This is a genomic window from Providencia sp. PROV141 (assembly GCF_028481645.1).
In the GTDB taxonomy this organism is placed as follows: domain Bacteria; phylum Pseudomonadota; class Gammaproteobacteria; order Enterobacterales; family Enterobacteriaceae; genus Providencia; species Providencia rettgeri.
The window spans coordinates 140,849-157,153 of record NZ_JAMPPR010000017.1 but is presented as its reverse complement, the minus strand read 5'-3'; the positions used below and the strand labels follow the sequence as shown (position 1 = coordinate 157,153).

General features: G+C 40.3%; 11 protein-coding genes. 5 read left to right on the top strand and 6 right to left on the bottom strand.

What is annotated here, in order from left to right; genetic code table 11:
- Positions 1-2: 2 nt before the first annotated feature.
- The 6 genes from mraZ to leuO form a co-directional block, all read right to left on the bottom strand.
- A complete protein-coding gene (gene mraZ, locus PSF09_RS11795; protein ID WP_004262043.1) occupies positions 3-461 on the bottom strand; it encodes a division/cell wall cluster transcriptional repressor MraZ in 459 nt (152 codons plus the stop codon).
- A 699-nt stretch (positions 462-1,160) separates the two neighbouring features.
- Positions 1,161-2,171 carry a catabolite repressor/activator gene (gene cra, locus PSF09_RS11790; protein ID WP_004913203.1) on the bottom strand — a complete coding sequence of 337 codons (1,011 nt, stop codon included), beginning with the start codon at positions 2,169-2,171 and terminating at the stop codon, positions 1,161-1,163.
- Between the two features lie 84 nt (positions 2,172-2,255).
- Positions 2,256-2,747 (bottom strand): acetolactate synthase small subunit, encoded by a 492-nt coding sequence (gene ilvN, locus PSF09_RS11785; protein WP_004262045.1) that lies wholly within the window; start codon positions 2,745-2,747, stop codon positions 2,256-2,258.
- Positions 2,748-2,749: 2 nt separating this feature from the next.
- Positions 2,750-4,477 (bottom strand): acetolactate synthase 3 large subunit, encoded by a 1,728-nt coding sequence (gene ilvI, locus PSF09_RS11780; protein WP_272665809.1) that lies wholly within the window; start codon positions 4,475-4,477, stop codon positions 2,750-2,752.
- Between the two features lie 370 nt (positions 4,478-4,847).
- Complete coding sequence (locus tag PSF09_RS11775; protein WP_272683935.1) at positions 4,848-6,680, bottom strand: AMP-dependent synthetase/ligase; 1,833 nt, start codon at positions 6,678-6,680, stop codon at positions 4,848-4,850.
- Between the two features lie 363 nt (positions 6,681-7,043).
- Positions 7,044-8,012 carry a transcriptional regulator LeuO gene (leuO, locus tag PSF09_RS11770; protein WP_210837415.1) on the bottom strand — a complete coding sequence of 323 codons (969 nt, stop codon included), beginning with the start codon at positions 8,010-8,012 and terminating at the stop codon, positions 7,044-7,046.
- Between the two features lie 895 nt (positions 8,013-8,907).
- Between leuO and leuA the strand changes: the two genes are divergently transcribed.
- The 5 genes from leuA to sgrR all read left to right on the top strand — a co-directional run bounded on the left by leuA (position 8,908) and on the right by sgrR (position 15,811).
- Positions 8,908-10,485 (top strand): 2-isopropylmalate synthase, encoded by a 1,578-nt coding sequence (gene leuA, locus PSF09_RS11765; RefSeq protein ID WP_004262054.1) that lies wholly within the window; start codon positions 8,908-8,910, stop codon positions 10,483-10,485.
- A 2-nt stretch (positions 10,486-10,487) separates the two neighbouring features.
- Positions 10,488-11,576: a 3-isopropylmalate dehydrogenase gene (gene leuB, locus PSF09_RS11760; protein ID WP_272665807.1), complete on the top strand. Its 1,089-nt coding sequence runs from the start codon at positions 10,488-10,490 to the stop codon at positions 11,574-11,576.
- A gap of 1 nt (position 11,577) precedes the next feature.
- Positions 11,578-12,981, top strand: a complete 1,404-nt coding sequence (gene leuC, locus PSF09_RS11755; RefSeq protein WP_272665805.1) for a 3-isopropylmalate dehydratase large subunit — start codon at positions 11,578-11,580, stop codon at positions 12,979-12,981.
- Positions 12,982-12,988: 7 nt separating this feature from the next.
- Positions 12,989-13,594 (top strand): 3-isopropylmalate dehydratase small subunit, encoded by a 606-nt coding sequence (gene leuD, locus PSF09_RS11750; protein WP_117162798.1) that lies wholly within the window; start codon positions 12,989-12,991, stop codon positions 13,592-13,594.
- A gap of 537 nt (positions 13,595-14,131) precedes the next feature.
- Complete coding sequence (gene sgrR / locus PSF09_RS11745; protein WP_210838721.1) at positions 14,132-15,811, top strand: HTH-type transcriptional regulator SgrR; 1,680 nt, start codon at positions 14,132-14,134, stop codon at positions 15,809-15,811.
- Positions 15,812-16,305 lie beyond the last annotated feature (494 nt).

The following is a 16,305-nucleotide window of genomic DNA, read 5'->3' as shown; positions in this document are numbered from 1 at the left end:
TATTAAAGTGACAAATCCTGTAAGCGGGCTGAAAGTGGTTCATTGGTAAGGCGCTCAGCGGCAATATCATCTTCCACTTGCTGATACCAAGTCTGTTCATCCCAAAGTTCAAATTTATTAATCTGGCCAACCAACATGACCTCTTTGGTTAGCCCTGCGTGTTGGCGCAATGTACTGGCTAACAAAAGACGCCCCGCGTTGTCCATTTGGCATTCACTTGCATGGCCCAATAACAGCCGTTGCACGCGTCGTTCTGCTGGGTTCATCGTCGATAACCGAGAAAGTTTTTCCTCGATAATCTCCCACTCGGGTAAGGTATAAAGCAACAGGCATGGCTGGTGAAGGTCAATGGTACAAACCATTTGCCCTTTCGATTCCTCGTTCAGCATTCCTCGATAACGAGTTGGCACGGTTAGACGCCCTTTGCTGTCGAGATTAACCAGTGTTGCCCCACGAAACATACCCGATTAAACCCCTTTTATTTTCAACCCACCCACTTTACCCCACAATTCACCACATATAAAGTTTACGAATGGTATGAAAACGTTGTCAAGCCAGTAGCATCCGGCTTTAGCTTTATTTACAGAACAATTCAGAAAAAATAAGGAGAGGTAAAATCTAACTTGGAAATAAAATGGGAAATAACAAGTTGATATGATTAACATATTTTATTAAGTATCACCTAAATAAGCGCGAACATAATAGTTTGCTGCAAAATCATACAAATTAATGGAAATTCAACTTATGTCTCATTTTTAATCAGTGTATCTTGTACCGGTTATTTACTTCTGTTGAGTCCTCAAATAATCATTAATTTTTAAATAGGCCCAAAACGTGCCGCTAATAAAATAAAATCATTATATATCAATAGAGTAAATTACTGTTTTAATAAACAGTAATTTACTTCAAAATATTTATCGCACAAATCAGTAATACAACGATAATAAATTTATATTAATTTATTCATCCGATTTAGCTTTCATTTTAAAATCCGCAACAAGCCGATTAAGATAAATCCTAAAGTTAAATATTTACCTAATTTTAGCCTATAAAAAAAAAGCCCCTACAAGATAGGGGCCGTTATATTACTCATTATTGTGACCAACATCACTCATTATCGTGTAAATATTCACTGTTCGATTAAAGTTAAGTCTATTTTATTACTGCTTACGACCTAAACTTCCACGGCGACATAAATCACGACGAATACGTGTAATACCCGGTTCTGGTTTTTGCTTTTCATCAAGGCTGGCAAGTACCAATTCTAAGATGCGTTCAGCGATGTCTCTATGGCGTTGTGCCAGAGAAAGCACTGGGCATTCAAGGAAGTCTAATAATTCATTATCACCAAATGTGGCAATAACCATATGCTCAGGTAAACGACCACTGCGCTTCAATGCGACATCTAGCACGCCTTGTAGTAAGGAGAATGATGTTGTAAATAGTGCGTCTGGCATCTTGTTACCACTATCAAGCCAATGAGCAAAAACCTCTGCGGCTGAATCGCGTTCATAGCTATTTGCATATAGGTAATCAATCTTGCGCGGGTCTTCATGCCAGGCTTTACGGAAACCTTGCTCGCGTAGATAACTGACTGATAACTCAGGTAACGCCCCCAAATACAATACCGATTCAGCTTTAAATTTGCGTAATTCTGCTGAAATCATGAAAGCATCTTCTTGGTCATCACCAACAACACTAATAAAGTGTTCTTTTTCAAGGGCTCTATCCAGTGCGATAATCGGTAAAGAACGATTCGCCCAACGCTGATAGAACGGGTGTTCTGGCGGTAATGCTGTCGAAACAATTATGGCATCAACTTGTCGTTGTAAAAGGTGTTCAACACAACGAATTTCATTGTCGGGTTGGTCTTCTGAGCATGCTATCAACAATTGATAACCACGCTGACGCGCCTGCCTTTCAAGGTAATTTGCTATACGGGTATAGCTCGTATTTTCCAAGTCAGGGATCACTAACCCAATAGAACGGGTACGCCCTGCTCGTAACCCCGCAGCAACTGCATTTGGATGGTAATTGTGCTCTCTGACGACTGCCATCACTTTTTCTACAGTTTTATCGCTGACTCGATACTGCTTGGCCTTGCCGTTGATCACATAACTAGCCGTTGTGCGGGAAACACCCGCTAGACGGGCTATCTCATCCAGTTTCACGTTAACCTCTTTACAATTTTGGGAATAGCCCCGAGTCATTCGGGGCCTTAAACGCGATTATTCTACCTTCGGAAGATAAATTTTTCATCGCATAATTTTATCACCGCGCGAAACACCGACGATCCCTGAGCGTACAACTTCAACAATTTCAGCAACACCACGCACTGATTCGATGAAAGCGTCCAGTTTTTCGCTTGTTCCCGCTAGCTGAACGGTATAAAGCGTTGGGGTGACATCAACAATTTGCCCACGGAAAATATCTGCGCAGCGCTTCACTTCATCACGCCCATATCCAGAGGCTTGTAGCTTCACTAACATGATTTCACGTTCAATATGTGCTGACGCCGTCAGCTCGCTGACGCGCAACACATCAACCAGTTTATGCAATTGTTTTTCAATTTGCTCAAGAACCTTTGCATCCCCTTTAGTTTGGATAGTCATACGTGACAAGGTTGGGTCATCTGTTGGTGCAACGGTCAAACTTTCAATATTATAACCACGCTGAGAGAACAAACCTATGACACGGGACAAAGCACCTGATTCATTTTCTAATAAAACGGATAAAATACGACGCATGATCAGGTCCTCTCTGTTTTGCTCAACCACATTTCATCCATTGCACCACCACGGATCTGCATTGGATAAACGTGCTCAGTTTCATCAATATTGACATCAACGAAGACTAATCGCTGATTTTCATTCACTTCAACAAGGGCTTGTTTTAGTTTTTCTTCTAGCTCATCAGGTGTTGCTATCGAAATACCAACGTGGCCATACGCTTGTGCTAACTTGATGAAATCAGGCAATGATTGCATGTAAGATTGTGAGTGACGGCCTTGATAAATCATATCCTGCCACTGTTTTACCATGCCTAAGAAACCATTATTTAAGTTGAGCACTAAAACCGGTAAGCCATATTGCAGAGCGGTTGAAAGCTCTTGAATGTTCATCTGGATGCTGCCATCCCCTGTCACACAAACAACGGTCGATTTTGGATGCGCTAATTTCACCCCTAGTGCAGCAGGTAAACCAAAGCCCATCGTGCCAAGCCCCCCTGAGTTTATCCAATGGCGAGGTTTATCAAAGGGATAATACAATGCGGCGAACATTTGGTGCTGTCCAACGTCAGACGTTACATACGCTTCACCTTTCGTTAAACGATATATCATTTCAATGGCTTGTTGAGGCTTAACTTTTGTTTGGCTCGCTTCATAATGTAAACAATGCTTACTGCGCCACTGTTCGATGTCTTTCCACCAATCAGTGAGTGCTTGGTTGTCTTGTTTTGCTGAAGCTTGGTCTAACTGACCTAACATTTGTTTTAATGTGAGTTTTGCATCACCAACAATTGGGATATCCGCATTCACCGTTTTTGAGATAGACGTTGGGTCAACATCGATTTGAATGACTGTGGCATTTGGGCAATATTTTTCTAAATTGTTGGTTGTTCTATCATCAAAACGCACACCAACGGCAAAAATCACATCTGAGTTATGCATTACCTTATTGGCTTCGTAGGTTCCATGCATCCCAAGCATTCCCACGGATTGCTTGTGCGTTTCGGGGAAAGCCCCTAATCCCATTAAGGTTGATACTACGGGTAACTGCAGTTTTTCTGCCAACTCTATAAGTTCAGCAGAGCAATTCGCGTTAATCGCCCCTCCGCCAATATAGAAAACTGGTTTTTTGGCTGAAACCAATTTAGTTAATGCTTTTTTGATTTGGCCTTTGTGCCCTTGCAATGTCGGGTTATAAGACCGCAGAGAAACGCTCTCTGGATAGCGGTAAGCAAACTTCAAAGCTGGGTTAACGGTGTCCTTAGGAAAATCAATCACTACAGGTCCAGGACGACCACTCGCTGCAATATAAAACGCTTTCTTGATGGTTTCAGGAATTTCTTCTGCGCTTTTAATTAAAAAGCTGTGCTTAACTATTGGCCTTGAAATTCCAACCATATCGCACTCTTGAAACGCATCGTTACCAATGAGTGAGCTTGCAACCTGCCCTGATAGCACCACCATTGGTACAGAGTCCATATAAGCCGTCGCAATACCCGTAATAGCATTTGTTGCCCCAGGGCCAGATGTCACTAAAACAACCCCAACATCCCCTGTTGAGCGTGCATAACCATCAGCCATATGAACGGCGGCTTGTTCATGGCGCACTAAAATATGTTCTACCCCACCAACTGTATGAAGTGCATCATAAATATCTAATACCGCACCGCCTGGATAACCAAACACGTGCTTTACTCCTTGGTCAATCAACGATTTGACGACCATTTCTGCTCCCGACAACATCTCCATGAGTTTGCCCCCAGACATTATTTGCAAGTGAAGAGGTATGAACTACCTCTTTATTTTTATCATTAAAATTGTGAAATTCGTGCTATTAACATATCGCTCTGGCTGAAACGAAGCAAACACCATTTCAGTGCAAGGATCACGAAACTTTCACATCATCTTGAACATGGGTATTTGATAGATAAATTGACTGCGTATAAAAATAATGGAAGAAAGAATGACTGCTATGAATGAAAAAACAGTGCAACTTTAATTAGTTGGAAACATTCTGATTTTAATATTAAGTGATAATCTGAATAAATAAATATGAATAGAACAAAAACAAGACCTGACCTACCCATAATACAGGTAAGTCAGATAATTAGATGGTAAATTATTCTTTGTACATCGATTCAATTTCTAATTGATAGCGCTCAGAAATAATTTTACGACGCAGTTTCAAAGTCGGCGTTAATTCACCTTTTTCCATTGAAAATGTGGTAGGTAACAATATAAAACGCTTAACTTGATGGAAATTATCGATATTTTTTTGCAGTTCTTTTAAACGACTTTCAAATAAGGCCACAATATTTGAGTCTTTTAAGAGTTCTAAACGATCTCGATATTTCAGATTTATAGAATGGGCATATTCTTCTAAGCTGTCATAACAAGGCACGATCAGCGCTGAAACAAACTTACGCGCATCCGCAATGACTGCAATGTGTTCAATAAACTTGTCTTGCCCTAATACGCCTTCAATCATCTGTGGTGCAATATATTTTCCGTTAGACGTTTTCATTAAATCTTTTAGCCTATCCGTAATATATAAATTGCCTTGTTCGTCAATTTTTCCTGCATCACCCGTTTTTAGCCAGCCATCTGATGTAAATGTATCCAAGGTTTCAATGGGTCGATTGAAATAGCCTTTCATGACCACTGGCCCTTTTACTTGTATTTCATCGTCTTTACCAATACGCACTGAAACAGAAGATAGTGGTGTACCTATCGAACCTAATGGGTATTTACCCTCTTCCCAGCAAGATACCGTGGCGCAGGTTTCTGACATGCCATAGCCATATTTAATATTTACCCCTGCTGAAAGGAAAAATGCAATCACATCGTCATCAAGACGGGCGCCAGCGGCTGGCATGAAACGAATTCGCCCCCCTAGCCCTTCGCGAATTTTACTGAGAACCAGTTTATCAACCATCGGAAAAATTGCGCGGTTAACTAAAGAGGGTTTATGGCCTTTTGCTAAGGCTTTCACACGGCGCTTGCCAAGGGATATTGCACAGCGAAATAGCGCCCTACGAATAAGAGGCGCTTTTGCCACTTTACTGTGTATTGCTGAATAAACTTTTTCATAAAAACGGGGAACCGCACACATCACGGTCGGTTTTACCTCAGCTAATGCTTCCCGAACTTGATTGGTGTCTGTTAAATAAACGTTTAACGCCCCAACGTGCATAACGTAAAAGCTCCACGCTCGTTCAAAAACATGTGAAAGAGGTAAAAAACTTAAAGAAACATCATCAGCGGTTAGTTGTAATCGTTCGTCATGGAGATACAGTTGGGCAGCCATGTTGTAATAATCCAACATAACGCCTTTGGGCTCTCCAGTAGTGCCTGATGTATAAATGATGGTAAATAAATCACCGAGATTATGTGCAGCGATGCGCTCATCAAGTTCCGTTTGGTATGCGGATTGTGCTTGCGCCATAAATGTGGATAAATGCAGGGTGTCGATTGAAAGATCAGCCAACTCAACATTGTCATTCATCACGATAATCGTCGTTAATTGAGGGCAAAGAGCTGGTAATTGGCATGCAACTTGATATTGCATATCTTCCCCAACAAACAACACTTTAATATTAGCATCATTAATAATATATGCCGCTTGCTCAACACTGCTAGTTGCATAAAGTGGCACTGTGACAGCCCTAATTTGTAACGCGGCAAAGTCAACCAATGACCAATTCATACTGTTATGGGCAAATAACCCAATATTTTCTTGTGTGATAACGTTTAATGCTAAGAGACGACGAGAAATCGCTGATGTGTGATCGCCTACCTCCCTCCAAGTTAATGAGCTTTGTTGCCCGTTATCCCATTGACTGAAAGCTATCCGGCTCGCCGATTCGTGCGCAGTAACCCTGCTACGTAAGCGATTAACCAAGTGGTATGGATATAGATTTTCAGTAATCAAAGTGTATTCCCTATAGGTCATTATCGATATAAGTTACTCGGTACATTCACAAGCACTTAACTATTTTTTATTTCTTATTATTTCAGCTTACAAGTGTTAGCTGAATATTCGCAGTGTATCGACTAAAGAGATGCGTGAAAAGCATTTATATGTAAATTTTGTGCAAATGTTATGTCTGCTACAAAACTCATCATAACGCTCACGATAGTGAGTTAATTACCTTGTTGGCGTATCTATTTTGTTATAAGTACGTCTATAGAAATATAGAGGTTGTTGGCTTTAAGGGATAATTTCATTTGTTATTCCCCCTTAACAATATACGTTATTTCTTACTCACAATGTCTGAGCTTGCCAACAACCTCTAGCAATTTTTAAATAGGAGTACTATGCAGCAACAGCCTGTTCAGAGAGTTCCTCAATCAACTGGCTAAATTGAGATTTCATCCATTGATGGCCTTTATCCCTAACCGTTGATTCATGCCAAGTTAAATAGCAAGGCAGTGTATCTCGAAGCCACGGCAACGTTAATGTCCGTAATTTTAGTTGCCCAAAGTAATGACTTACTAGCCATTTTGGCACAATAGCGACGAGATCCGTTTGAGCAACAATACTCAGGACACTATTTAAGTCAGTACCTTGATAGCTAATCGTATGCGATAACTCAGTATTATGATAATAAGGTTTACTAAATGACCCCATGTTATCCATTGACATAATCGCATGACGTTCATTATTTAGTTCAACTTCAGAAATTGAATTACCAATACGTGGGTGATGATTACTCGCCACTAATACCAATTCATCATCGAATAAAACCTGATGTTGAAATTCTGTCTTTTCTAATTGATTATAGCCAAGGAAAAAATCCATTTCTTGGTATTTTAATTGATGAGCAATTTTATTATCCATAAAAGAATGAATGACTATATTAATATTAGGCGAAACTACCTTAAATTTTTCGACAATAATAGCAGCTAGACGAATATCTAACGGTGAACAAATAGATAAATTAAATATTCTATCACTAGTTTGTGGATTGAAACCTGCGCTAGGTAATTCATTATGAACTAATTGTAATGCTTGCCTAATAGGCCCGAACAGTTGCTTAGCACGAGATGTCGGCTGAATACCACGCCCATACCGGACAAACAACTCATCATTAAACATTGATTTTAAACGTGATACTGCGTTACTCACCGCAGGTTGAGACATCCCTAGAACTTGCGCTGCTTTTGTCACGTTTTGCATCTGCATAACCACGTCAAAAACCGTTAATAGGTTGAGATCAACATTACGTAAATGAATATCGCTACTGTCTTTTTTAGCTGTTGAAATTGTATCAAAATCAGTCATTTTTTACTCCACTAATATATTTATCATTTTTCATTAACGAAAAGAGTCATTCATCTTAAAAAACCGACGAATATATAAATTCATTAAATATTATTCTTAAAACAACTTATAGATAATAAGTCATTTCGCTTTCCCTGCATTTATTAAAACGACGTTTATATTACTTTACCTATTAATTAAACTTGCAGTATAAATATCATTATAAAACGTAAATATTCATCAACATAATGAATGATAACCACTTATTAGCCTTGCAATCACTCACCGTAAAAATAATAAAGCAATTTTTGCAAGAAATCATAATAAATCGTATGTAGAATCAATAAATATTCTCATTATCAGATTATTTTTTAAATACTCATTTATTAGATAATTAACTTAATTAAAAAGTATTGGCGAAGATGATTCATTCCCTGCATTAGGTCTTACTTCATACCAAAAAAAATAAAAATCATATAAAAATCAATAACTTTAAACAAAAAAGCATTTAAATGAGCATAGCGAAAGAATTTTACCCTTATAACAACGTAAAAATCCAGATAAAACAGAAGGGATACACAAAAAAAACAGCAACAACCACCAGCTAAAAGCCATAATTCATGATTGGTAAAAATAGGCTAAAAATCTATGATTGACATTAACTTTAAGATAACGTATCAATAAATACAGTTTGATTAAGATACTCAAGAGAGACAGTTGAAATGACATTTTCTATTCGCCTACTAAGCCTACTACTACTCGCATTAAATTTGCGCGGTATGCTTATGGACGAAAAATAGAAACAAACTGTCCACAAACATTAAAAACCCGCGCAACCCGCGGGTTTTTTTATGCCTGCGGCTTTGGAAGAACATAACTCTAAGCAAAAAACAAAATTCGATATGAGGAACACAATATGAGCAACCAAGTCATTATCTTCGATACCACCTTACGCGACGGTGAGCAGGCATTACAGGCAAGTTTGTCCGTCAAAGAAAAATTACAAATTGCCTTCGCATTAGAGCGTTTAGGGGTTGATATTATTGAAGCGGGTTTCCCAGTCTCTTCACCGGGTGATTTCGAATCTGTGCAAACCATCGCGAGAGAAATAAAAAACAGCCGAATTTGTGCATTAGCACGTTGTATTGAAAATGACATTGATGTTGCAGCTGAGTCATTAAAGGTTGCCGAAGCCTTCCGTATCCATATTTTCTTAGCCACCTCCAATTTGCATATGGAGAAGAAATTAAATAAATCCTTTGATGGCGTAATGGATATGGCAATTAATTCCATCAAGCGCGCAAGACGCTATACCGATGACGTTGAATTCTCCTGTGAAGATGCGGGCCGTACTGATCCTGATAATTTATGTCGTATCGTAGAAACGGCTATTAATGCAGGGGCAACAACAATCAATATCCCAGATACTGTAGGTTACACAACTCCTTACCAGTTTGGCGGAATTATCACTGATTTGTATAACCGTGTACCAAATATCGATAAAGCTGTTATTTCTGTGCATTGCCATGATGATTTAGGGATGTCCGTTGCTAACTCAATCAGTGCTGTACAAGCCGGTGCCCGCCAAGTTGAAGGTACCATCAATGGCTTAGGCGAACGCGCTGGCAACACGGCATTAGAAGAAGTGATTATGGCCATTAAATTGCGCGAACAAATGTTGAATGTGCATACCAATATTAATCACAAAGAAATTTACCGTACCAGCCAATTAGTTAGCCAATTATGTAATACACCAATCCCAGCCAATAAAGCAGTTGTAGGCAGTAACGCATTTGCTCACTCATCAGGTATTCACCAAGACGGTGTGTTGAAAAATCGTGAAACCTACGAAATCATGACGCCCGAGTCTATCGGCTTAAAAGAACAACAATTAAATTTAACCTCACGCTCAGGCCGTGCCGCTGTTAAACACCGTATGGAGGAAATGGGGTATCACGAAGGTAAAGACTTCAAATTGGATGAATTGTATACTGCATTTTTGAATTTAGCTGACAAAAAAGGTCAAGTCTTTGACTATGACTTAGAAGCCTTAGCTTTCTTTACGAAACAACAAGATGAAACTGACCACTTCGTGATGGACTATTTCAGTACACAATCAGGCTCTAGTATTGTTGCAACAGCAACAGTCAAAATGCAGTGTGGCGATGAAGTGAAATCTGAAGCGGCAACCGGTAATGGCCCCGTTGATGCCATCTACCAAGCCATCAGCAACATTACACAATTCCCTATGAAATTAGTCTCGTACCAATTATCTGCTAAGGGCCATGGTGAAAATGCGTTAGGCCAAGTGGATATCGTGGTTGAATGCCATAACCGTAAGTTCCACGGGATGGGGTTAGCGACAGATATCGTCGAATCTTCAGCGAAAGCCATGGTGCATGTGTTAAATAGCATTTGGCGCTCTGAGCAAGTTGAAAAAGAAAAACAAAAAATAAATCAAGAATCACAATCAAACACAAAGGAAGCTGTTTAACAATGTCTAGTTATAAAATTGCCGTATTACCGGGAGATGGCATCGGTCCAGAAGTGATGGCGCAAGCTCACAAGGTTTTAGCCGCTATCAGCAAACGTTTTGCAATAACAATTAACACCACTGAATATGATGTTGGCGGCGCGGCAATCGACAAACACGGTGAACCGTTACCGCAGGCTACAGTAACAGGTTGTGAGGACGCTGATGCGGTATTATTTGGCTCTGTCGGTGGGCCTAAATGGGAACACTTGCCACCCGATAGCCAGCCTGAACGCGGTGCATTATTACCTTTACGTAAGCATTTTAAATTATTCAGTAATTTACGCCCTGCTCGCTTATATCAAGCATTAGAAGCATTTTGCCCATTACGCGCAGACATCGCAGCTCAAGGTTTCGATATTCTTTGTGTCCGTGAATTAACCGGTGGGATTTACTTCGGTCAACCGAAAGGCCGCAAAGGTGAAGGGCAAGAAGAATATGCATTTGATACTGAAGTTTATCACCGCTATGAAATCGAGCGTATCGCACGCATTGCTTTTGAATCGGCTCGCAAACGTAATAACAAAGTCACATCAATCGACAAGGCAAACGTGTTGCAAAGCTCAGTATTATGGCGTGAAGTGGTCAATCAAATCGCTCAAGAATACCCAGATGTTGAAGTCAGCCATATGTATATCGATAACGCAGCAATGCAAATGATCAAAGCCCCATCTCAATTTGATGTGGTGTTATGTTCTAACTTGTTCGGCGATATCATTTCTGATGAATGTGCGATGATCACCGGTTCTATGGGCATGTTACCTTCTGCGAGTTTAAATGAAGCTGGATTTGGTTTGTATGAACCTGCGGGCGGCTCTGCACCAGATATTGCTGGAAAAAATATTGCCAACCCAATTGCACAAATTTTATCTGCTTCCATGCTGTTAAGATTTAGCTTAGACCAAACTGATGCGGCAGATGCCATCGAGCGTGCAGTCAATAAAGCCTTAGAAGAAGGTTATAGAACATCAGACTTAGCAGGTGCAGGTCAATCAATAAGTACCAGTGAAATGGGCGATATTATTGCTCGTTATATTGCAGAAGGGGTTTAACATGGCCAAGACTTTATATCAAAAATTGTATGATGCCCACGTTGTCCGTGAGGTCGAAAATGAAATCCCTTTGATTTATATCGATCGCCATTTGGTACACGAAGTGACATCACCTCAAGCGTTTGACGGTTTGAGAACTAAAAATCGCCCGTTGCATCAACCAAGTAAAACATTTGCCACCATGGATCATAACGTATCTACGCAAACCAAAGATATTAATGCTTGTGGCGATATGGCTCGCATTCAAATGCAAGAGTTAATGAAGAACTGTGAAGAGTTTGGCGTAACTTTATATGATTTGAACCACCCATACCAAGGTATTGTCCATGTGATGGGGCCTGAGCAAGGTATTACTTTGCCGGGGATGACTATTGTGTGTGGAGACTCCCACACCGCAACACACGGTGCATTTGGCTCATTGGCCTTTGGTATCGGCACGTCAGAAGTTGAGCACGTGATGGCGACTCAAACACTGAAACAAGCACGCGCTAAAACAATGAAAATTGAAGTCGTCGGCAAAGCACCAGCTGGCATTACCGCAAAAGATATCGTTTTAGCGATTATCGGTACAACTGGCAGCGCAGGCGGTACTGGCTATATTGTTGAGTTTTGCGGTGAGGCCATCGAAAACTTGAGCATGGAAGGCCGTATGACGGTATGCAACATGGCTATTGAATTAGGTGCGAAAGCGGGGATTATCGCCCCCGATGAAACCACCTTTGCCTATATGAAAGGTCGCCAATTTGCACCTAAAGGCCAACAATGGGACGACGCGGTTGCGTATTGGAAAACATTAAAAACTGATGATGATGCACAATTTGATAAAGTCATTACTATTCAAGCAAGTAGCATCGCACCACAAGTCACATGGGGAACTAACCCGGGGCAAGTAATTGCCATCAACCAACCGATACCTGCCCCAGAGTCATTTGCGGACCCTGTTGAGCGAGCTTCTGCTGAGAAAGCATTAGCTTACATGGGGTTAGAGTCCGGTATTAAATTATCTGATGTAAAAATTGATAAAGTATTTATTGGTTCATGCACTAATTCGCGTATTGAAGATTTACGTGCAGCAGCTGCAATTGCCAAAGGTAAAAAAGTGGCTAATGGCGTGCAAGCCATTGTTGTTCCGGGATCAGGCCCAGTTAAAGCCCAAGCGGAACAAGAAGGTTTAGATAAAATTTTCATTGAAGCGGGCTTTGAATGGCGTTTGCCAGGATGCTCTATGTGCTTAGCAATGAATAACGACCGTTTAAACCCTGGCGAACGCTGCGCATCAACCAGTAACCGTAACTTTGAAGGTCGCCAAGGTCGTGCAGGCCGTACTCACTTAGTTAGCCCAGCAATGGCAGCCGCAGCTGCGATTAATGGCCATTTTGCTGATGTACGTGATATTCAAATCTAAGGAGAAAATGATGGAAAAGTTTATTACACACGTCGGGATTGTCGCTCCTTTAGATGCAGCCAATGTAGATACTGATGCCATTATCCCTAAACAATTTTTGCAAAAAGTGACTCGCACTGGTTTTGGCCAACACTTGTTTAATGACTGGCGTTTTTTAGATGAGAACGGGCAACAACCGAACCCTGATTTCGTCTTAAATAAGCCAGTTTTCAAAGGGGCAAGTATTTTATTGGCTCGCGAAAACTTTGGTTGCGGCTCATCCCGTGAGCACGCACCATGGGCATTAACTGACTTTGGTATTCAAGTGGTTATTGCCCCAAGTTTTGCTGATATTTTTTATGGTAACTCGTTCAACAACCAATTATTACCAATTAAATTAAGTGAAACCGAAGTCGATGAACTGTTTAACTATGTTAATGGCCATGAAGGTTGCCAATTTACGGTAGACTTAGAAGCTCAAACAGTGACTGCGGGTGATAAAACCTATCATTTTGAAATTGATAGCTTCCGTCGCCACTGCATGATGAATGGCTTGGATAGTATTGGTTTGACGTTGCAACATGTCGACCAGATCACCGATTTTGAAAGCAAGATTCCATCCTTTATGCAGTAAATCCTTTTCTACGCCTACTTTGGTGGGCGTAGTTCCTCTTTTAGCTCTAATTATCCAACTAAACCGCCTACTTCGCACCAAAAATGCGGAATTCATCCATCATTAAAAATTTACAATCCAAAATCACTTCCCCGTTAATATCTTCCTGTATAATTAACCTAAATATTTTGCCCATCACAAAATTTACTTTTACTTTTACTTTTACTTTTACTTTTACTTTTACTTTTACTTTTACTTTTACTTAACGATTTTTTCTAAATAGTTCGCGTTATAGCAAGGCGGCAAGTGAGGATACGCCTAGGAGCATACATAAGTATGTGACTAGGGTAGCTGAACGAAGCTAACACAGCTATAACGAGAAATATGACGAAAAAATAAAAAAAAGCCGGTAAAAACCGGCTCGGTGATAATACACCATTACTCTAAATGGGGGAGTTGGTCGGCAACTGCAGACCAAACGAGCTACTTACTACCTTCTATTATCGTGAGAATTTAGGAAATTAAAATTGATGTATTTTTTGCCGGAGTTCCTCTTTTATGTCTAATTCGCGATTACAAACCCAATTCATTCGTCTCTGGCAACATTTTCAGGGCCAAGACAGTGAAACTACGCTGCAAGATATCGCAGACACGCTGTTTTGCTCTCGTCGTCATGTCCGTACACTGCTTAACAATATGCAGTCACAAGGTTGGCTTAGCTGGCAAGCGGAGTCTGGTCGAGGAAAGCGTTCTACCCTTATTTTTCATGTTAATGGCTTAGAGCTACAGCAGGCACAGGCTGAACAATTACTCAAAGAAGAAAGTATTGAAAAACTTGTCGCACTGGTTGGTGACAAAGAAACCATTCGCCAAATGGTATTATCTGAGCTGGAGCGCAGCTATCGACAAGGTAAAAATTTATTACGGATTATTTATTATCGAGATTTCCCGACACTGCTTCCTGGCGCACCAATGCGCCGCTCAGAAATTCACTTGATGAGCCAAATATTTAATGGCCTTACCCATATAAATGAGGAAAAAGGGGAAGTGGAAGATGGTCTTGCCCACCATTGGCAATCCACCAGCGATACCCAATGGCGTTTTTATTTACGCCCCGCTATTTATTTCCATCATGGGCGAGAAATGGTTACCGACGATATTATTTATTCCCTTTTACGCTTAAAAACCTGTTGGCCGCTATTCTCACATATTCAATCCGTTAGCTCACCGCAACCTTATGTCATTGATATCACGTTAAGTGAGCCTGATAAACAACTACCTTGGTTATTAGGTAGCCACCATGCCGCCATTTTACCGAAAGAGTGGGAGAACCTCGAAAACTTTAGCCGTTGTCCAATCGGTACTGGCCCTTATCAAGTAGAAAAAAACTTGCCACAAAAGCTGACCATTACGGCTTTCGACCGCTATTTTGGCTATCGTGCGCTACTCGATGAAGTGACCATTTGGGTGGTTCCTGAACTCTCTGAGCAAATGGTCTGTACAACATTAAAAATGGATGGTGATAAGCACCATAATGGCTCGCTCGAAAGTCGTATGGAAGAAGGCTGTTATTTCCTGTTAATGGATCAGCGTTCACCGATAGCTCAGCGTGAAGATGTTCGTAAGTGGTTATGTAGCTTTTTAACCCCTGTCAACCTGCTTGCACATTGCGAACCTTTTTATCAGCGCCATTGGGCGCCAGCTTATGGCCTGTTACTCCATTGGCATCACAGTAAAATGCTAACCTTGTTCCCCAAACCTGAAGATTTAACGGAGCTTACTGTCACTTTTTATCGCAACCACCATGAGTTCTACGCAATTAGCCAAATTATGAAACGGGTTTTACAGATGCAAGGGGTGGAACTTAAGATCAATATCATTGATTACGATGATTGGTTTAATGGCAATGGAGAAAGTGATATTTGGCTAGCAACCGCTAACTTTTTTAAACCTCTCGAGTTTTCCATCTTTGCGACCTTGTACGAAATGCCATTGCTACGACAATGCCTTAATAGCACTCTCGGCAATGAACTCAATCTATGGCGTAATAACCAATTAGATGTCGAAGCTTGGTGTGAAAGCTTAGTTGACTCGCAAATTTTTCACCCTGTTTTTCATCATTGGCTTGAATTGCAAGGCCAAAAAACCATGCGCGGCGTACGAATGAATACCTTTGGCTGGTTTGATTTTAAATCTGCGTGGTTTAAACCGTCTGAGGATAACCTAGAAAAATATTGATAGTTATAAACAGATGAAATGAATAATAAGGATGTTATTCACTTTTTCTGTGGATATCCATGTGAACAACCTCATGGTAATCAGGGTATATCCCCAAGCCGTTTTTTTATCAAAAAAAAGCACAATTGAATAATCACTGATAAATCAAACATGTAAATAACAAAATAGCCTTTTATCCACTGACTACTTTTTTAACTAAAATGCTTAGGACTTTAACTGAGCAAAGATCAAACAACGTTGTATTTATCCACAAGATATGTGCTTAACTTACTCATATTTTGTGATTTGCGTCATAAAAACCGTTTCGTCAAGGCTGTAAATACACACAGTAATCTCTGTTTTTCACAGTTATCCAGAAATCCTGTGGATAACCTAGTGCATGATCCTGTGATTATCTTGGGATGAACTTGAATAACCTCTGTAATAATTTATAATTTGGATAAATAAATAATATTATATTCCTATATATCAGATAGTTAAAAATACCAAAGAAA